This window comes from Tenacibaculum sp. XPcli2-G (genome assembly GCF_024124505.1).
Classification (GTDB): Bacteria; Bacteroidota; Bacteroidia; order Flavobacteriales; family Flavobacteriaceae; genus Polaribacter; species Polaribacter mesophilus.
The window spans coordinates 540,347-559,186 of the sequence record NZ_JAMXSH010000003.1 but is presented as its reverse complement, the minus strand read 5'-3'; the positions used below and the strand labels follow the sequence as shown (position 1 = coordinate 559,186).

The following is an 18,840-nucleotide window of genomic DNA, read 5'->3' as shown; positions in this document are numbered from 1 at the left end:
AAGTTTAAATTCTAACTGCATCTGGAACCAAGCCTGTGTAGTCTCCATCGTTTCTGATAACATCTCTTACAATAGATGAAGAAATATAGCTTTTACCTGAAGAGGTTAGTAAAAACACAGTTTCAATTTCAGAAAGTTTTCTATTAGTATGTGCGATGGCTTTTTCAAACTCAAAATCGGCAGGATTACGTAAACCTCTTAAAATAAATTGAGCGTCTTGTTCTTTACAAAAGTTTACAGTAAGTCCACTATAAGTAAGTACTTTTATTTTTGGCTCATGCTTAAAAGTTTCTTCAATAAAACGTTGACGCTCCTCTAGAGAAAACATATATTTTTTATCGGCATTCACCCCAATTGCAATAATTAATTCATCAAAAAGGGTAACACCACGTTCAATAATATCTAAGTGTCCTAAAGTAATTGGATCGAAAGATCCAGGAAAAATTGCTCTTTTCATTATATCTTGTCATTTAAAGCCATTTCAATAGCGTTTCCAAATAATTCAGTTAAAGAAATACCCGCATGATTGGCTTGCTGTGGTAAAATACTTGCTTCTGTTAATCCAGGAACAGTATTCATTTCTATAAAATGTGGTTCATCGTTAACTAAAATATATTCAGAGCGAGAAAAACCACGCATATTTAAAATTTCATACACACGTTTGGCTACTTCTTTAACTCTCTTTCTTTGAGAATCAATTAAACGTGCAGGAGTGATTTCTTGAGATTGACCTTCATATTTAGCTTTATAATCGAAGAAATCATTTTCAGAAACAATTTCTGTTATTGGAAGTACTTTTGTTTCTCCTTTGTATTGAATTACTCCAACAGAAACCTCAGTTCCATCTAAAAAGCTTTCAATTAATATTTCAGTATCTTCTTCGTATGCTTTTTCTATAGCAGGAATTAATTCTTCTTTAGTATACACTTTAGATATGCCAAAACTAGAACCTGCTCCGTTTGGTTTTACAAAGCAAGGAAGTCCTACTTTTTTAATAAAAGCATCACAATCAATCTCATCACCTTTGTTTAGATATATAGAAACAGCTGTTGCTATTCCGTATTGTTTCACTACACTTAAGGTATCACGCTTATTAAAGGTTAAAGCCATTTGGTAGAATGGGGCAGAGGTGTGTTTTAAACCAATAAGATCAAAGTAAGCTAAGATAATTCCGTTTTCTCCTGGTGTACCATGAATAGCGTTAAAAACACAATCAAATGTAATTTTTTGACCTTTAATTTCAATTGAAAAATCTTCTTTATTTATTGGATATTCTTCTTCGTTATCATCAACATACACCCATTTATTTTCTAAAATATGAACTTTGTACGCGTTATATTTTTCTGTATTAATATGTTTGTAAACTACATTACCACTTTTTAGAGAAATTCCTACTTCAGAGGAATAGCCTCCCATAATAATAGCGATGTTTTTTTTCACTTCAAATGTATTTCAATTACTGTTTTTATCATTGTTTATCTAAAATCCAATCGTTGGATTATACAAACTTACCAAAAAAACTCGTTTAAGACATGTTGAATTTAAAATAGTAATATTTTTACTGTAAATTTGTGCGATCTTACAAAAAAATGATATGAGTAATTTAACAGGAAAATCTGGAGGTTTATTTGAATTTATTAAAAGTAAATCTTTTTTAAAAAATATAATTATAGCAGTTGTTTCAATACTAGTTTTTGTATTTGTTCTACAATGGTGGTTAGGAGTTACAACAAACCATAATCAAAAAATACAAGTACCTGACCTACATAAAATGTCGTTAGCTGATGTTGAGCAAAAATTAAGTGAATTAAATTTAGATTTTGTGGTAATTGACAGTGCAAGTTATAATCCAGATTATCCTAAGAAGTCAGTTATTGAGCAAGATCCGGAAGCAGGTGATTTTGTAAAAGAAAAGCGTAAAATATATTTAACCTTAAATCCGTCAAAGTATAGAGATGTAGAAGTGCCTAATTTAAATGGACGTACCAGACGTCAGGCAACAACACACCTACGTTCAATAGGGTTTAAAGTAGGAACTAAAGTTACTTGGGTACACGATATAGGAAAAGATGTGGTTCGTGGATTAAAGTATAACGGACAAAAAATTGAACCGGGAACTAAATTACCAAAACAAACAACCATCGACTTGATTTTAGGGGATGGTAACGGATACTAATTTTTATAAATTGATTGATGCAGGAAGATAACACTCCAGAGATAGAAAATGATGATTTATACGAGCACCATAGGTTTGTAGCAACAGATGGTCAAGTACCATTGCGAGTAGATAAGTTTTTAATGAATTTTATTGAAAATGCTACTCGAAATAAAATACAGCAAGCAGCTAAAGCAGGTAATGTTTTAGTTAATGATGTGGCAGTAAAGTCTAACTATAAGGTAAAACCAAAAGATGTAGTTAGAGTGGTGCTAACTTATCCTCCTCACGAAAACTTATTAGTAGCAGAAGATATTCCTATTGATATAGTATATGAAGATGATGAAGTGATAGTGGTAAACAAGCCAGCAGGAATGGTAGTTCACCCAGGTCATGGAAATTACTCTGGAACATTAGTGAACGGACTAATTCATCACATAGAAAACTTACCCACCAACTCTAACGAGCGACCAGGTTTAGTACATCGTATTGATAAAGATACAAGCGGATTATTGGTAGTTGCAAAAACAGAATACGCAATGGCACATTTGTCTAAGCAGTTTTTTGACCGTACTACAGAACGGTTGTATTATGCTTTAGTTTGGGGAAATATTGAAGAGGATGAAGGAACTATTGAAGGAAATATAGGACGTAGTTTTAAAAATCGCTTACAAATGGATGTCTTTCTTGATGGTGAGCATGGTAAGCATGCTGTTACTCATTATAAAGTACTTGAAAGACTTACGTATGTAACCTTGGTACAATGTAAGTTAGAAACGGGTAGAACGCATCAAATTAGAGCTCACTTTAAACACATTGGACATACACTTTTTAACGATGAACGTTATGGTGGGAATGCTATTTTAAAGGGAACTACGTTTACTAAATACAAACAATTTGTAGATAATTGCTTTAAAGTGTTGCCAAGACAAGCTTTGCATGCAAAAACTCTAGGTTTTACACATCCAACAACAGGAGAGTTTTTACAATTTAACTCTGAAGTACCAGAAGATATTACCGCTTGTTTAGAAAAATGGCGAACTTATTCAGAACATTCAAAATTAGAAGAATAAAGAGGAGTGTAGTTAAAAACTTTATAACGAACTCTATTATAATTTGTTTCTTTTGAAAACTTAAAAGCCTATTTAAATTACTAAAACAAGTTCATACAAAAAGGAAGTAACCTTACATTACCAAGTATAAATAAATGTATTGGTTTACAAAGAGTATAAAACTTACTTGTTTTTTACCTCAGAACTTCTTTAAACAAGAAAGACCACACCTAAAGTTAAACGGTGTGGTTCTATTTTTTACTAAAAAAATTAACTGTAGTATTAATTAATTACTCTTAGCCTTAATAAAATCAGAAATTAAGTAGCTAATGTATTTTCCTACTTGTCCGTTAGCTATTTCATCTTTAACAACTGTTGGGGCTCCCTCACAAATATGTAAATAAGAAGCGTTTTGTAGCGTTCCAAAATAATGTGTAAATCTACGAGCTTGTTGTGGAGTAAATCCACTAGGTGTCATAGCACTACTTGGAAAATGCTGCACACAATCCAAATCAATTTCAATTCCGAAAGGAGCATTTTTTATAAAACTTTCAGCACGTTGTAATTCGCCTTTAAAAGAAGTAGTATGATACACTTCTAACTCTTCAAACGTATTATACTCTAAGTTTAAACTATCATGAATCATTTCAAACACATATTGAGGCGTGTAGTTTTCATGCAACCCAAACATAAAGTAATGGTTGATAAAGCCTTCTTGTAAGGCGTACGAAAATCCGTTACCACTATGACGTTCTTCTAAACGACGTAAGTCGGTATGCGCATCTAAGTTAATCACATTTACAGGTTGATTTTTCCCTTCAGAAAGCCCTTTAATATTTCCGTAAGCATTGTTGTGTCCACCACCAATGATAATAGGAGTTTTACCACTCTCAACAATTATTTTAATAAGCTTAGAAAGCTCTTTATCTATTGCTTTTACTAATAAATCACCTTTTTCTCTGTCAGAAACATCAAAACTATATACATCGTCCAAACAATCTAAATATCCTAACACAAGGATGTCGTTTCCATTAATAAATTGATTTTGCTGGGTGTTTAAAAACGACTTTAAAGCAGGAATAAAAGCAGTATGTGCGCCACCATTTCCACCATTCATACGAACACCAATATCTTCTGGAACTCCTAGAATAACAAAAGAAGCAGAGGAATTTTTAAGTTCTGATTGTAGTTCTTTTTTAGAGTCGATAACCGCAACGCACTCACCTAATTTTGTTTCGCCTTCACGTGGCGCAACAAACTCTTGTATGTCTTTTTCGTTGAATATTGTTAGCATATTGTATTGTCTTTTTAGAAAACGTCATTTTGAACTGAAGTGTAACGAAAGGAGAAATCTCAAGAATGTTCGTAACTCACCTTAATGAGATTATACGTTATTACTCGGAATGACAGTGTGCAATTTAAACCTCTTTTCCGTTGATAAATACAGCGTCGATTAAGTTACTTCCGAAGGAATACGGTAAAAATCCATACGAAGGAATTTCTTTTGTTAGGATTAAATTCGCCTTTTTTCCCTTGGTAATACTTCCAACCTCGTTTGATAAATTCATCGCATACGCTCCGTTAATAGTTGCTGCATTAATAGCCTCTTCTGGTGTCATTTTCATTTTAATACAAGCTGTTGCTACCACAAAATTCATATTTCCTGATGGTGTAGATCCTGGGTTGTAATCGGTAGCTAAGGCTAACGGCAACCCTGCATTTATAATATCACGAGCAGGGGTGTATGGAATACTTAAAAAGTACGAACAAGAAGGTAAGGCAACAGGCATGGTTTGCGTTCCTTTCAACGCTTCAATATCTTCTGTGTTCATTACTTCTAAATGATCTACTGACAAGGCATTGTGTTTTATGCTCACTTGAACCCCGCCAATAGTTGTAAACTGGTTTACGTGTACTTTTGGTGTTAATCCGTATTGTTGCGCAGCAGTTAAAATTCTGTCGGTATCTTCTACTGAGAAGTATCCCGTTTCGCAGAAAGCATCTACAAAATCCGCTAGATTTTCCTCAGCAACTTTAGGTAACATTTCTTCAATAATTACATTGATATATCCTTCTCTGTTGTTTTTGTATTCAGTAGGGAAGGCGTGTGCCCCTAAAAAAGTAGCTTTTACAGGAATGTTATAATTCTCTCGTAGCTTTTTTATAACACGTAGCATTTTTAACTCAGCATCTACGGTTAAACCATAACCAGATTTTATTTCAACAGCACCAGTACCTAAAGCAATTACTTCTTCTAAGCGTTTTGCTGATTGTTGGTATAGCTCTTCTTCTGAAGTTTCTTGTAATTTCTTAGCCGAATTTACAATACCACCACCACGATTGGCAATTTCTTCATAACTCAAACCATTAATTCTATCTACAAACTCTTGTTCACGATTGCCTGCATATACAATGTGTGTATGAGAATCGCACCAAGTAGGCAACATCATTTTACCAGTACAATCCACCGTTTTATCAGCAGAAATAGGAGCTTTTTTCATGCTACCATAGTCGGTAATAATACCATTTTCAACCAATAAAAAAGCATTTTTTATGGTAGGCAAAATACTCATGGCAGCTCCAGATACTTTTTTAGTACTTGTTTCTCTTATTTGTATTAATTCTTTAATGTTTATGAATAAAGTTGTCATGTTGAATGCTTAAATTTATTAGACAAACTTACGGTAAAAACTACAATGTATGGTATGTTTTTAGGGCTGATATGTGTTTTACTTCTTTTTTTAAGTTGTTAATTTGTATTTATGAGTAAATGATAAGTAAGTGCTTCGTTTAGAGTGTTCTTTAAAAAGTATTTTTAGTAAACGCATTAGTTTTTACCTTAATTATTTGTTGTACGTTCGTATTTTTTCTTCATTCTGTTTTTTCCACTTTCGAACTCTGCTTCTTGCGTTTTTGTATGGTGATGAAGTGTTTAATTGTATCATTTTTCCTTTAGTCCACTTTTCGTACCAAGGCTTTTCATACAAATCCGCGTTGTCATTCGTTTTAATTAGCTCTAATATTTTTCCTACATTTCTGTCCAATTCGGTTAGAAGTGTTTTGTAATCAAAATTTTCGTAATCAGAATAAAATTTTTGAGCAAGTTTCCCTAATTCATTCCACTTAAATCCTGTTTCTGGAAATTCCACAATTTGTCCTTTATCTTTTCGGTGATTCCATTTCAGGACGAGTTCAGACCAACCAACAAGATAAGCAACCAAATCTGACACACTCATTTTAGTTTCTTTTGCATGTCCTTCGAGTTCTTTTTCTTTGGTCAGTTCCGTTGGAATACTTTCTAAGTCCTTTTTCAGTTTGGAATAGTTATTCTCAATTTCAAAAATCAATTCTTCTTTATTTTTTGGAACTGCCATTTCTTTGTTTTTTGTTCATATGAAGCATAACGAACTCTGATATGAATAACATGGTTTAATACTTAACTTTTCAGTTTTTGCATCCACCTTTTTTTATACGTTTTCAAATGTATTAAAACTAATACGTTATTTAAAGTAAAGTTATTAATGAGTAATCGGTATTTGTTAATTAATTATGTAACTCCAATAAACTTACTACAATATGTATATAAAATATTACGGAGTTTTATAAATCTATCAATTTTATTATTTATGACACACCTTATTGGATAGTCACCATAAGTGAGCTTCGCTGAGTTTTCCTCAACGCAACGAAACCATAAGCGAGCTTCGCTGAGCTTTTCTCAACACAACGGAACAATCAGCGCCCCATACCGTGGTGTTAACGGAGCATGCCGTAGTATCAGCGACCCATGCCGTGATGTTAACGGAACATGCCGTAATATCAGCGACCCATGCCGTGATGTTAACGGAGCGTGCCGTAGTATCAGCGACCTGTGCCGCGGTGTCAACGGAGGATGCCGTGATATAAGCGACCCATGCCGTAGTATCAGCGACCCGTGCCGTGGTGTTAACGGAGCGTGCCGTGACATCAGCGACCCATACCGTGGTGTTAACGGAGCATGCCGTAGTATCAGCGACCCATGCCGTGATGTTAACGGAACATGCCGTAGTATCAGCGACATATGCCGTGATGTTAACGGAGGATGCCGTAATATCAGCGACCCGTGCCGTGATATCAGCGACCCATGCCGTTATGTTAACGGAGCATGCCTTAGTATCAGCGACCCATGCCGTGATGTTAACGGAGCATGCCGTAGTATCAGCGACCCATGCCGTGGTGTTAACGGAGCATGCCGTGATATCAGCGACCCGTGCCGTGGTGTCAACGGAGCATGCCGTAGTATCAGCGACCCGTGCCGTGGTGTTAACGGAGTATGCTGTGATTTCAGCGACCCATGCCGTAATATTAGCGAGCTTTCCTTACAGTTATGTAAATACAATAAGGTGTGTAGAGAACTTTATAACCGAATTGTAGCTAAGGGTAAGAATAAAAAGTGATTTACCGTATGAAATGAACTATAAAACTTGTTTTTTAACTCAGTTCTTTGTTGGACATAGTATTTTATATTCCAAGCTGATTTACAAATGATCTAGCCATAAAACTATATTGTTTATCACTTGCAATTTCTTTTTCAATTTCCCTTCTTAATGAATTCTTGAGAGTAGGATTTTTACACATATTATAATCATCGATAAGACCTCTAATCGTCTTCAACCTTTCACCTCTCATTTCAAGTAATTCAGGTCGATTTATGTCAAAATCAATTTCTGTTAATTTTGCTCTGTCATTACCAGCATTAGCCCAAATGAAAGTTCCACAGCAATAGAAAAAACCTTCTGGATTATCAACATACGGATTAATGTATGGGGTCATCGCATCATATTCAGCGCCTTTATTCATATTACAGGTTGGGCATGCTAATCCAAGATTATCAAACTCAAAAGTTAGTTCGGGGAACTTATTCTTAGCTTTAGGTTTAATATGCTCAATGTGTTCGAATGTGATATGTTTTACTTTGCTTTCGCAATACATACACTTATTCTTAGTTTCAGTTCTTAATGCATCTTTAACTTTAGAGTTATTATAGTTATTTTCAAGTGACTTTGGAACCTTTTCATTATTTGCGATGTGATTTAACACTTGTCTTGTCCATGCGGTTTTATTATTAGCAAGAACATCTGGTTCATCTCCTTTTGTAAGTTTAATCATTTCTCTTGCTAATTGATTGTTTGATTGCAACTGGCATTAGTTCTTCTAAACCAACTTGTTTTAATTCATTTCTCAAGTTATCAAAGATATTTTCTGTTAAATCAACTTTAGAATATTTTTCTACAACCTCATTTAGGTAATTTTCAACCCAAATCGGCATTGTAAATGAAACACCTAAAACTTCGTTAAGAACTTCATTAGCATTTCTAGCCTTATTAATTAAATCTAATTTTTCATTTACTACCCTTCCGTCAACATATCGAAATGCATGAACAAATGATTCTTTCACAGAACCAACAACGAGCGGACTATGTGTAGATACAATAAATTGCACATTAGGAAATGCAGAAATTAAGTCTGGCAAGATACTCCTTTGCATAGATGCGTGAAGATGATTTTCAATTTCATCTATCAAAACAGTAATCGTATTTGATTTCAGTCTTTCTTGAGTATAAATTTGCCATGCAAGGTCAATTATTGAACTTAAACCACCTGAAACAGCATCTAGGATAAAATCACCACTTTCCGTAACTAAGACAATTTCGTAATTTCTTATAGTCAAACTTTTAAAACCTATATTCTGGGGCATTATTTTGGAAAGAACCTTTTCAAATCCCCGAAAATTTTCTTTCAATTCTGAATCAGCTTCAATAAATTCATTTCCACTGCCTCCAATCGCCCAATTTAGAAGGGTTTCCTTTATAAAGTAGTTACTTGACTGACCTCCACCGTGCTCATACCTTTCTCTGTAACTGTTAAATAACAATTGATATGCTTGTTGTCTTGTTCGTTTTTGTGTTGGAATATTTGAAACCTGTCGATAATTATAAGTAGGTCTATGTGACGGAATACTCAATCCCTGAACAGGCTGTTGATTTTTAAGTTGAACATGGTATTGTGCATTATTTCCATTTTGTGGTAATACTAAATTTGATAATGAATCATTTGAATAAATAATTTTACCAATTGAGTTATCAGGCGTTTCAATTGGCTTCTTAAATAATCTTGTGAAAAATTTAAAGACGCCGGTTTCCTTGTCTTTTGCAGGAGTAGCTAATTCACGATAATTCCACCCAAAATGTCTTGAAAGGATATTTAAGATAGTAGTTTTTCCACTTCCATTAGCACCAGTCAAAATAGTCAATTGTGGATGGAAGTCTATTTCAATTTTTTGAAACATCTTCCAATCGTTAATTTCTAGTTTTTTAAAGTTATTCATATATGTACTTCGGTTTTTCTGATATTATGCCCAACTCGTTATATGTCAAACTTCAGTTGTTTTATCCCAACAAAAGCATGGGGTAACATAAAGTTTAGCAATTTTTATATGTTTTCAAATATATTAAAACCAGTAGGTTACCTAAAACAAAGTTATTAACGAGTTGCTGTTATTTATTAACTAATTATACAATTCCAGCGAACTTACTACAAGAGATGTACAAATTCTTACGGAATTCCATAAACCTATTAATTTTATGATTTGTAACACACTTTATTGAATGGTTTCTTTAAAGAAGGCTTTAGCGATATACCTTTCGTTTGCTAATTTTTACGTCTCCCTTTTTTTCTAAAGATTTTATGACCCGAATAACCGTTTCTACGCGTAAACCTAAAATATCAGCTATTTGTTGACGTGTATAGGCTACTTTAAACGAGTACTTTCCTTCAACTTTGTATACATCGTCTTTTAAATAATCAATAAAGCGGAGTACTCTGTGTGCAGGCTCTTGACTCGATATTTCAGAAGCAATAATAGCTTTATAGTACAAACGTTTTGCTAAACTCTGGGTGATTTTTAAGTGAATTTCAGGATTATCTTGCAGTAATTTAAACAGGTTACTTTTAGATAAAGCTAGAACCGTACTATCAGAAATTGTCACCGCATTGGCAGGATATTTTACATCAATAAATAAAGGTGGTTCACCAAAACTTTGGTTTTTATAAAACACTCCCTGAATAAATTCTTTACCATCATCATTAAAATTATTCATTTTAACCACTCCGCTTATTATTTGATAGTAATAATGTGCAGTTTGTTTTTCAGAAAAAATAATTTCGTCTTTTTGAAAACGTTTCGTTTCAGCGGTATATTTTAATAAGAGTTCTTCTGGAATCATTATGATTTAAGTCATAAATTGCAATAGCATAAAGATATACTTTTGTAGCGTATTTCAACAACGATTTGTAAATGGATAAAAGAGACATAGAAAATAGGGAAGATGTGTATAAGTTAGTATCAACCTTTTATAATGATAAAATTAGAAAGGATGATTTTATAGGGCCTATATTTTTGAAAACAATACCAGAAGAAACCTGGGAACCTCATTTACAAAAACTCACTGATTTTTGGGAAACGAATTTATTTTTTGTTAGAAAGTTTAAAGGAAACCCGATGAAAGCACATAAAGATGTAGATAGAGATTTTGAATATTCTATTTATCAGGAACACTTTGGACGCTGGTTGCAATTGTGGTTTGAAACGGTTGATGAACTTTTTGACGGAACCAAAGCACATGAAGCTAAAGAAAGAGCAAGAAACATAGCTTCTATGCTCTTTTTTAGAATGTTTGAAGCTAAGCCGAAGCCTACAACTACGTAGCAAGTAGGTAAAAAATCAACGAAATATTACCAAGTATATTAATAATAAATGCCCATGCAATTATTTTAAAAGGTTGTTGGCTTATGGCGGTAGCATTAGCGCCCATAGCCGTTACACAAGCAAAAATTAGGGCAAATAAATTAACCTCGCCATTTACGGCTAAAGCAGCTGTAATGGAAGAAATCATAGAGCCTACAGTAATTAATATAATAGATACACCAATGCTATTTCGTTCTCCTTCAGCAATTTTTTTATTGATGTAAGCCGTAATTCCCATACTATTTGTTTTTTGAAGTGTTTTTTGAAGTGTTTTTTCAGTGGTTACGTTTTCAGTAGTTACCATACATATTAGTTTTTGATAAAAATATATAACTGATAACTAGTTTTTTATGATTCAGATCATAAATGAAAAAGAAGAAAAGGTCTTTTTATTTGTTAGATATTTTTATCTTCACATACTAAAATAAGCTGAGTGGAGTCAATAACTATAATTTACATTGTATTAGCCGTATTAATAAGCGTAGCCATTGCTTTTTTTCAATATTTCTATAAGGTAAAAAAGACTCCGAAAGTACATATCTTACTTTTTAGCTTAAAAGCACTAAGTCTTTTTTTAATTGGGTTACTACTCATTAATCCGAAGATAACAACTCTTGAAACAGAGAACATACAACCGGTGTTATCTGTATTGGTAGATAATTCACTATCTACTCAGTTTTTTAAAGAAGAAAAAAAGGTTCAAGAATTAGTATCAAAAGTAGAAAGCAACGAAGAACTTCAAGATAAATTTAACGTACAGTATTTTTCGTTCGGGAATGATATTAAGGTGTTGGATAGTTTATCTTTTGCTGAAGCACAAACCAATATTTCAAAAGCAATTGATGCTGTTAATGAGTTGAATAAAGATAAAAATGCAGCTACTATTTTAATAACCGATGGAAATCAAACACAAGGGAATGACTACGAGTTTTCATCAACAAAGTATAAAGTATTTCCTATAGTTATTGGTGATACCATTAAGTATCAAGACATTCAAATTTCACAGTTAAATGTGAATAAGTATAGCTATGTAAAGAACAAGTTTCCTGTAGAGGCGTTGTTGTATTATGAAGGAAAAGAAACAGTGAATACTACTTTTTCAATCGTAAAAAACGGAAGCAGAGTTTTTTCAAAAAGAGTACGATTTTCGCCAGAAAACCCTGTGCAAACTGTTACCGCTAATTTAGTATCTAATACCAAAGGAGTATACTATTACACAGCATCGATAAGTAGTATAGCGAATGAAAAAAACACGAAAAACAATTATAAAAGCTTTTCAGTAGAAGTTTTAGATGAGCAAACCAAAGTTTTACTATTAAGTTCTTTTTTACATCCAGATTTAGGAGCACTAAAAAAAGCGATTGAGAGCAATAAACAACGCAAAGTAGACATTGCTTTGATACAAGATAGAAATATAGATTTAGACGCATATCAGTTTTTTGTTTTGTATCAGCCTAACAGTTATTTTAAAGCAACTTTAGAAAAAATACCATCTAACTTTTTACTGGTTTCAGGAACTAAAACAGATTGGAACTTTTTGAATAGTCAAGGTTTGGGAGTTCAAAAAAGAGCCATTAATCAAAAAGAAGAATATACCGCTATTTACAATCCAGATTTTCTAACTTTTTATCAAGAAGATATAGGCTTTGGTCAATTTCCACCGCTAAAAGACAAGTTTGGAGAAGTACAGCTTAAAAAAGAATCTCAAAGCTTGTTGTATCAGAAGTATGCAGGGGTAGAAACCACACAACCGTTATTATCAACCTTTGAAGAGAATGATAAAAAGTACGCAGTACTATTTGGTGAGGGTATTTGGAAATGGAGAGCAGCCAGTTATTTAAAAGAGAAAAACTTTGAAAGCTTTGATACGTTTGTAGGAAATTTGGTTCAGTATTTAGCATCCACTAAAAAGAGGAAACGTTTAGAGGTAAAAGCGCAACGTTTGTATGCAGCTAATGAACCTATAACTATAAGTGCATTTTATGTTGATAAAAACTATCAGTTTGATAGCAGAGCATCTTTAGAGCTCACAGTAACTAATTTAGAAACAAAAGCTAAAAAGAGTATTCCGTTTTCGTTATTTAACAACTCATATCAAGTTGCTGTTGAAGGATTAGCCTCAGGAGAATATTCATATACCGTAACTGTAAAGAATCAAAATATAAGTAGCTCAGGTAGGTTTAAAATTGAAGATTATCAGATAGAAGAGCAGTTTACCAATGCTAATTTTAAAAAATTAGAACAGCTAGCGTTAAAAACAAACGGAGCAATTGCTTATGTAGATAAAGTTGAAGAATTATTAAAAAAGATACAAGAAGATGCATCTTTTTATACCACTCAAAAGTCTATTACCAAAAAACAAAGTTTAGTTGATTGGAAATGGTTGTTATTATTGATTATAGTTTTATTGTCAATAGAGTGGTTTGTTAGAAAATACTATGGTAAAATATGATGTATGAGCATTTTTTTCAATGTCCGCATTGTTGGGAAGAAATTTCCATGTTACTGGACGCTAGTACGTCTGAAACCTATGTAGAAGATTGCGAGGTATGTTGTAATCCTATACAAATAACGTTTACCTTTGTAAATAACGATTTAATAGCTTTTGAAGCTAAAAATATAGAACAATAAATACAATGAGATTTCACACACGTAAATGGGTAAAACCAGAAGATTTAAATCCTAACGGAACACTTTTCGGAGGACGATTATTACAATGGATTGATGAAGAAGTAGCGTTATATGCTATTATTCAGTTAGAAATTCCAAAAACAGTAACCAAGTTTATGTCTGAAATAAATTTTGTTAGTTCAGCAAAGCAAGGAGACATTGTTGAAATAGGAATTGATGTAGTAAAGTTTGGAACAACATCTATTACCTTAAGCTGTGAGGTTCGTAACAAAATAACTCGAAAAACAATTATCGCAATTGATAAAATTGTTATGGTAAGTTTAGATGAAGAAGGAAGCCCTTTTGCGCATGGTAAAACAAAAATTGAATACGTTAAAGACAGATTGGACAAAGAAGGTTCATAAAATTTTATAATTTTGTAACTCTAAACTAGATTAGTGAAAAAAAGCATCATCATATTATTAACTTTACTGTTAATTGTGCCTCCTTTAGAAGCACATGTAGATGCTATTGTTTTTGAAAGCGAAACTGAGGTTCATGTTGAAAGTTTTAATACTTTGCATCAAGATGAACATCATGAAAATGATACAGAAGAAGAAAAAAACAAAGAACACCACCATCATTGTAACGTAATTACAATTACAGCAGATTTTATTCCGACTGACTATAGTTATAATATTCCTATTTTCTTAGAAGTAAGAAACCGTATTAACTTCTATAGAAACACCTATTATAATTCATACTTATCGGCTATTTTCCAGCCACCAAAGTTTTAATTCTATTTTACTATTACTAACAGTAGTAGCTCTTGTGTAAACAAGAACTACAAACTGTTGTACCGATTATTTAATAATAACCGGTAGAAATTATGTTACACTAGAATTAAATCAATACAAAATGTTAGATAACATTATCAAATTTTCAATTAAAAATAAATTGATTATTGGAGCATTGGTTGTGGCATTAATAGGCTGGGGAATTTACTCTCTAAAACAATTACCTATTGATGCTGTACCAGATATTACCAATAATCAGGTGCAAATAATAACATCAGCACCTTCACAATCAGCCCAAGATATAGAACGTTTAGTGACGTTTCCTATAGAAATTACCATGTCAAACATTCCAGATATCGAAGAAATTCGTTCTTTCTCTCGATTTGGATTAAGTGTCGTTACAATCGTTTTTAAAGAAAGTACCGATATTTATTGGGCGCGTCAACAAATTAGTGAACGGTTGATAGAAGCCAAAAATCAAATTCCTGATGGAGTAGGAACACCAGAAATGGCACCAGTGACCACAGGATTGGGTGAAATTTATCAATATACGTTATATACCAAAGAAGGATACGAAAAACAATACGATGCAATGGAGTTACGCTCTATTCAAGATTGGATTGTTCGTCGCCAACTCTTAGGAATTGAAGGAGTAGCTGATGTAAGTAGCTTTGGAGGCTTTTTAAAGCAATATGAAGTAGCTATTGAACCAGAACGCTTACAATCGTTAAATGTTAGTATAAACGAGGTTTTTGAGGCATTATCTAAGAACAATCAAAATACAGGAGGAGCATATATTGATAAAAACCCGAAAGCGTACTTTATTCGAAGTGAAGGGTTGATAAAAACTCCAGAAGACATTCAGAATATTGTCATAAAAAACAATATAAACGGAACACCTATACTGATGAAAGATATAGGGAAAGTTCAGTTAGGGCATGCGGTACGATATGGCGCAATGACAAGAAATACTGACGGAGAAGTGGTAGGTGCTATTGTTATGATGTTAAAAGGAGCCAATTCTTCAAAAGTGATTGAGAATGTAAAAGAAAGAATAGCACAAATAGAAAAAAGTTTGCCAGAAGGAGTTGCCATAAAACCCTTTTTAGATAGAACTAAATTAGTAGACAAAGCCATAAAAACGGTATCAACCAACCTTATTGAAGGGGCTTTAATTGTCATTTTTATTTTGGTGTTGCTGTTAGGAAACTTACGAGCAGGTTTAATTGTAGCGTCGGTTATTCCGTTAGCAATGTTGTTTGCCATTAGTTTAATGAAAGTGTTCGGTGTTTCTGGAAACTTAATGAGTTTAGGAGCAATTGACTTTGGTATTATTGTAGACGGTTCTGTAATTATTGTAGAAGCAACACTACATCACTTAGGGTTAAAAAAATCAGGAACGCAATTAACCCAAAATCAAATGGATGATGAAGTGTATGAGTCGGCTTCAAAAATAAGAACAAGTGCGGCTTTTGGAGAAATCATTATCCTTATTGTGTACTTACCAATTCTTGCCTTGGTAGGTATTGAAGGAAAAATGTTTAAACCAATGGCATTAACCGTAAGTTTTGCAATTTTAGGAGCCTTTTTACTATCGCTTACTTATGTACCTATGATGAGTTCGTTGTTTTTAAAGAAAACAATCAATAACAAGAAGAATATTTCAGATAAAATTATAACAGCGATACAAAATGTATACACCCCAATACTCAACTTTGTGTTAACTCATAAAATAAAAGTAGTAATAGGCTCAGTAGCTATTTTTATACTCAGTTTAGTCACTTTTTCTAAAATGGGATCAGAGTTTATTCCTTCTTTGGATGAAGGAGATTTGGCAGTACAAACTACTGTATCAACAGGAAGTTCGCTGTCGTATACTATTGATGTTTCCAACCAAGCATCAGCGCTGTTAATAAAGGAGTTTCCAGACGAAATAGAGCAAATAGTTAGTAGAATAGGTTCTTCTGAAATTCCTACAGACCCAATGCCAATAGAGGCTTCAGACATCATTATTATTTTAAAAGAAAAAGAGGAATGGACAAAAGCTAGCACCAAGAATGAACTGACAGAAAAAATGCAACAATTGTTGGATGAAAACATGCTAGGTGTTTCTTTTGGATTTCAACAGCCTATTCAAATGAGATTTAATGAGTTGATGACAGGTGCTAGGCAAGATGTTGTACTTAAGATTTATGGTGAAGATCTAGACAAATTGGTAAAATATGCCAATCAATTAAGTAGAATTATTCCAGATGTAGAAGGAGCAGAAGATGTGTATGTTGAAAAAATGACGGGATTACAGCAAATTGTAATTGAGTATAACAGAAGTCAGTTAGCCTATTATGGACTCAACATTGAAGACGTAAATACTACCGTAAATGCAGCTTTTGCAGGTCAAAGTGCAGGATCAGTATATGAAGGTGAAAAACGTTATGACTTGGTAGTGCGTTTAGCAAAAAATAGAAGAGCTAGTATTGAAGATATTCGTAAGCTATACATTACAACTGCAACGGGGGCACAAATTCCGTTAACAGCTGTAGCATCTGTGGACTTTAAAACGGGACCAAATCAAATTCAAAGAGATGATGCTAAACGTAGAATAACAGTTGGTTTTAATGTAAGAGGACGCGATGTAGCTAGTATAGTTAAAGAACTAAAAGGTAAAGTCTCAGATAAGATAGCATTCGACCCAGGGTACTATATTACCTATGGCGGAACGTTTAAAAACTTAGAAGAAGCTCGTGCCAGATTAGGCGTTGCAGTACCAGTAGCGCTATTACTCATCTTTTTGTTATTGTATTTTACGTTTAAATCTATTAAACAAAGTGTATTGATATTTACTGCCATACCGATGTCTGCTATTGGTGGAATTTTTGCGTTGTGGTTACGTGGAATGCCTTTTTCAATTTCAGCAGGAGTAGGTTTTATAGCCTTATTTGGTGTAGCAGTGCTAAACGGAATTGTTTTAATTGCTGAGTTTAATCGTTTAAAAGCAGCTGGAATATCAGACCTTACAGAGATTGTAAAAAAAGGGACATCTGTACGTTTGCGTCCTGTTATTATGACCGCAGCTGTGGCTTCATTAGGGTTTTTACCTATGGCATTATCATCCTCAGCAGGAGCAGAGGTACAAAAGCCTTTAGCTACCGTAGTAATTGGAGGATTGGTGTCTGCAACTTTACTAACCTTACTTATTTTACCTGTGTTGTATATGCTTTTTGAAAAGAAAGTAAACTTAAAAGCGAAAAAGAGTATAGTAACTGTAGTAGTATTTGCAATTGGAGTTTTTGGAGTTCAAGCACAAGAAGTGCCCCAAAAGTTAACAGAACAACAAGTTATTGATTTGGCGTTGCAAAAATCGGTATTGATGAAAAAATCAACCTTAGCTATTGAAAAATCCAAAGCTGGAATTGGTAAAGCAATAGAATTGAATCCGACAACAGTTCAATACCAAGATGTTGGTGTAGCCAATGGCATAGCGGAAAAAGAATGGTCTGTAAATCAAAACTTTGGATCTATTTTAACGCATATTCAAAAAAAGAAGCTGGCTAAAGAGAAAAATACTTTAGCAACGATTAATAATAATATAACAAAGAAAGAAACAGTAAGAAAGGCTAGAAGTTTATACCAACAGTGGAACTATTTATATGGATTGTTATCGCTAATGGAAGAGCAACAGCTTAGTACCAATCAAATAAAAGAAATAGCTGGTAAGTTGCATGCATCTGGAGAAATAGGAGGATTAGAAAATGATTTAACCTCTTTACAATCGTTAGGAGTACAGTCACAAAAAAACAAAACATATAAGGATTTCATTCAAGTAGAAAATGAACTAAAGCAATTATTACAAATTGATTATTTGATACAACCGTTTGAAAAACTACCTCAAAAAAAGGACTTTTTAATTCAAAAAGATTCGTTGTCAAAAGACTTTATCAAAAGTTTAGAGCAACAAAATAAGGTAGCGGCTAAAGATGTGTCTGTAGCAAAATCAATATATTTTCCTGCATTAACAGCTGGTGTAATTAATAGAAAAACAGGAAATGAGAACAGTTATACAGGTTTTAATGTAGGAGTAAATATTCCACTTTCTTTTTGGTCTAATAATGCAAAAATTAAAGAGCAAAAAATTATACAAGAAGAAATAGTTTATGAGAATAATAACAAAGCTATGGTAATTCAGAATAATTATAAAAGCTTACAAGAACAGCTTATTTATTTAAATGAAGAGTTGGTAAGTATTCATTCAACAGTTACACAAGCGCAAAAGTTTATAAAAAAACTAGCATTAGCTTATAAGGTAGGAGAGATTGATGCATATCAATATAACCAGAGTTTTACCGCTTATTTTCAAGTAATGCAAAACTATTTATCACTGGTTAATAATTTTAACCAAACTGTAATAGCCTACGAGTTTTATATAAAAGAATAAAAATATAG

18 protein-coding genes are annotated in these 18,840 nt (G+C 33.1%); 9 read left to right on the top strand and 9 right to left on the bottom strand.

Annotated features, from left to right (window positions below):
* Positions 1-4: 4 nt before the first annotated feature.
* The gene (gene coaD, locus NH341_RS10345; RefSeq protein WP_047788995.1) at positions 5-457 is read right to left on the bottom strand and encodes a pantetheine-phosphate adenylyltransferase; all 453 of its coding nucleotides are present in this window, start codon (positions 455-457) and stop codon (positions 5-7) included.
* On the bottom strand, positions 457-1,440 hold the full coding sequence (locus NH341_RS10340; protein ID WP_073183623.1) for a D-alanine--D-alanine ligase: 984 nt from the start codon (positions 1,438-1,440) through the stop codon (positions 457-459). The genes coaD and NH341_RS10340 overlap by 1 nt, the downstream gene beginning before the upstream one ends.
* Positions 1,441-1,594: 154 nt before the next feature.
* Here NH341_RS10340 and NH341_RS10335 point away from each other — a divergent pair, with 154 nt between their 5' ends.
* Both NH341_RS10335 and NH341_RS10330 read left to right on the top strand, forming a co-directional pair.
* Positions 1,595-2,176, top strand: a complete 582-nt coding sequence (locus tag NH341_RS10335; RefSeq protein ID WP_239179488.1) for a PASTA domain-containing protein — start codon at positions 1,595-1,597, stop codon at positions 2,174-2,176.
* A gap of 17 nt (positions 2,177-2,193) precedes the next feature.
* Positions 2,194-3,228, top strand: a complete 1,035-nt coding sequence (locus tag NH341_RS10330) for an RluA family pseudouridine synthase (protein WP_239179490.1) — start codon at positions 2,194-2,196, stop codon at positions 3,226-3,228.
* A gap of 265 nt (positions 3,229-3,493) precedes the next feature.
* Here NH341_RS10330 and NH341_RS10325 read toward each other — a convergent pair whose 3' ends face one another.
* The 3 genes from NH341_RS10325 to NH341_RS10315 all read right to left on the bottom strand — a co-directional run bounded on the left by NH341_RS10325 (position 3,494) and on the right by NH341_RS10315 (position 6,581).
* On the bottom strand, positions 3,494-4,501 hold the full coding sequence (locus tag NH341_RS10325; RefSeq protein WP_253056762.1) for a formimidoylglutamase: 1,008 nt from the start codon (positions 4,499-4,501) through the stop codon (positions 3,494-3,496).
* 124 nt (positions 4,502-4,625) lie between these two features.
* Complete coding sequence (gene hutI, locus NH341_RS10320; protein WP_253056760.1) at positions 4,626-5,858, bottom strand: imidazolonepropionase; 1,233 nt, start codon at positions 5,856-5,858, stop codon at positions 4,626-4,628.
* Positions 5,859-6,050: 192 nt separating this feature from the next.
* Positions 6,051-6,581, bottom strand: a complete 531-nt coding sequence (locus tag NH341_RS10315; protein WP_239179496.1) for a ClbS/DfsB family four-helix bundle protein — start codon at positions 6,579-6,581, stop codon at positions 6,051-6,053.
* Between the two features lie 859 nt (positions 6,582-7,440).
* Between NH341_RS10315 and NH341_RS10310 the strand changes: the two genes are divergently transcribed.
* On the top strand, positions 7,441-7,620 hold the full coding sequence (locus tag NH341_RS10310) for a hypothetical protein (RefSeq protein ID WP_253056758.1): 180 nt from the start codon (positions 7,441-7,443) through the stop codon (positions 7,618-7,620).
* An 87-nt stretch (positions 7,621-7,707) separates the two neighbouring features.
* Here the strand turns inward: NH341_RS10310 and NH341_RS10305 are convergent, their stop codons facing one another.
* The 3 genes from NH341_RS10305 to NH341_RS10295 all read right to left on the bottom strand — a co-directional run bounded on the left by NH341_RS10305 (position 7,708) and on the right by NH341_RS10295 (position 10,472).
* Positions 7,708-8,355, bottom strand: a complete 648-nt coding sequence (locus NH341_RS10305) for an HNH endonuclease signature motif containing protein (RefSeq protein WP_253056756.1) — start codon at positions 8,353-8,355, stop codon at positions 7,708-7,710.
* Positions 8,348-9,574, bottom strand: coding sequence for an AAA family ATPase (locus NH341_RS10300; RefSeq protein ID WP_253056754.1), 1,227 nt, complete (start codon positions 9,572-9,574; stop codon positions 8,348-8,350). The genes NH341_RS10305 and NH341_RS10300 overlap by 8 nt, the downstream gene beginning before the upstream one ends.
* Positions 9,575-9,875: 301 nt before the next feature.
* Positions 9,876-10,472 carry a Crp/Fnr family transcriptional regulator gene (locus NH341_RS10295; protein WP_253056752.1) on the bottom strand — a complete coding sequence of 199 codons (597 nt, stop codon included), beginning with the start codon at positions 10,470-10,472 and terminating at the stop codon, positions 9,876-9,878.
* Between the two features lie 71 nt (positions 10,473-10,543).
* Between NH341_RS10295 and NH341_RS10290 the strand changes: the two genes are divergently transcribed.
* Positions 10,544-10,954 (top strand): group III truncated hemoglobin, encoded by a 411-nt coding sequence (locus NH341_RS10290; protein ID WP_159616760.1) that lies wholly within the window; start codon positions 10,544-10,546, stop codon positions 10,952-10,954.
* On the opposite strand, the gene NH341_RS10285 is transcribed toward NH341_RS10290, so the two are convergent.
* On the bottom strand, positions 10,947-11,297 hold the full coding sequence (locus NH341_RS10285; protein WP_159616762.1) for a hypothetical protein: 351 nt from the start codon (positions 11,295-11,297) through the stop codon (positions 10,947-10,949). The two genes, NH341_RS10290 and NH341_RS10285, sit on opposite strands and share 8 nt — an antisense overlap.
* Positions 11,298-11,426: 129 nt before the next feature.
* On the opposite strand from NH341_RS10285, the gene NH341_RS10280 reads away from it, so the two are divergent.
* The 5 genes from NH341_RS10280 (at position 11,427) to NH341_RS10260 (ending at position 18,832) form a co-directional block, all read left to right on the top strand.
* Positions 11,427-13,445, top strand: a complete 2,019-nt coding sequence (locus NH341_RS10280; RefSeq protein ID WP_253056750.1) for a VWA domain-containing protein — start codon at positions 11,427-11,429, stop codon at positions 13,443-13,445.
* Positions 13,445-13,624 (top strand): CPXCG motif-containing cysteine-rich protein, encoded by a 180-nt coding sequence (locus NH341_RS10275; protein WP_167714310.1) that lies wholly within the window; start codon positions 13,445-13,447, stop codon positions 13,622-13,624. The genes NH341_RS10280 and NH341_RS10275 overlap by 1 nt, the downstream gene beginning before the upstream one ends.
* Before the next feature lie 5 nt (positions 13,625-13,629).
* A complete protein-coding gene (locus NH341_RS10270) occupies positions 13,630-14,028 on the top strand; it encodes an acyl-CoA thioesterase (RefSeq protein WP_047790498.1) in 399 nt (132 codons plus the stop codon).
* A 33-nt stretch (positions 14,029-14,061) separates the two neighbouring features.
* Positions 14,062-14,400, top strand: coding sequence for a hypothetical protein (locus tag NH341_RS10265; protein ID WP_047790497.1), 339 nt, complete (start codon positions 14,062-14,064; stop codon positions 14,398-14,400).
* A gap of 121 nt (positions 14,401-14,521) precedes the next feature.
* Entirely contained in the window at positions 14,522-18,832 is a 4,311-nt protein-coding gene (locus NH341_RS10260; protein WP_253056748.1) for a CusA/CzcA family heavy metal efflux RND transporter, read from the top strand.
* Positions 18,833-18,840 lie beyond the last annotated feature (8 nt).

Coding starts and splice junctions, on each gene's coding strand:
- NH341_RS10305 (WP_253056756.1), bottom strand. CDS start 8,355: ATGATTAAACTTACAAAAGGAGATGAACCAGATGTTCTTGCTAATAAT.
- NH341_RS10275 (WP_167714310.1), top strand. CDS start 13,445: ATGTATGAGCATTTTTTTCAATGTCCGCATTGTTGGGAAGAAATTTCC.
- NH341_RS10300 (WP_253056754.1), bottom strand. CDS start 9,574: ATGAATAACTTTAAAAAACTAGAAATTAACGATTGGAAGATGTTTCAA.
- coaD (WP_047788995.1), bottom strand. CDS start 457: ATGAAAAGAGCAATTTTTCCTGGATCTTTCGATCCAATTACTTTAGGA.
- NH341_RS10260 (WP_253056748.1), top strand. CDS start 14,522: ATGTTAGATAACATTATCAAATTTTCAATTAAAAATAAATTGATTATT.
- NH341_RS10335 (WP_239179488.1), top strand. CDS start 1,595: ATGAGTAATTTAACAGGAAAATCTGGAGGTTTATTTGAATTTATTAAA.
- NH341_RS10295 (WP_253056752.1), bottom strand. CDS start 10,472: ATGATTCCAGAAGAACTCTTATTAAAATATACCGCTGAAACGAAACGT.
- NH341_RS10325 (WP_253056762.1), bottom strand. CDS start 4,501: ATGCTAACAATATTCAACGAAAAAGACATACAAGAGTTTGTTGCGCCA.
- NH341_RS10315 (WP_239179496.1), bottom strand. CDS start 6,581: ATGGCAGTTCCAAAAAATAAAGAAGAATTGATTTTTGAAATTGAGAAT.
- NH341_RS10270 (WP_047790498.1), top strand. CDS start 13,630: ATGAGATTTCACACACGTAAATGGGTAAAACCAGAAGATTTAAATCCT.
- NH341_RS10290 (WP_159616760.1), top strand. CDS start 10,544: ATGGATAAAAGAGACATAGAAAATAGGGAAGATGTGTATAAGTTAGTA.
- NH341_RS10330 (WP_239179490.1), top strand. CDS start 2,194: ATGCAGGAAGATAACACTCCAGAGATAGAAAATGATGATTTATACGAG.
- NH341_RS10285 (WP_159616762.1), bottom strand. CDS start 11,297: ATGGTAACTACTGAAAACGTAACCACTGAAAAAACACTTCAAAAAACA.
- hutI (WP_253056760.1), bottom strand. CDS start 5,858: ATGACAACTTTATTCATAAACATTAAAGAATTAATACAAATAAGAGAA.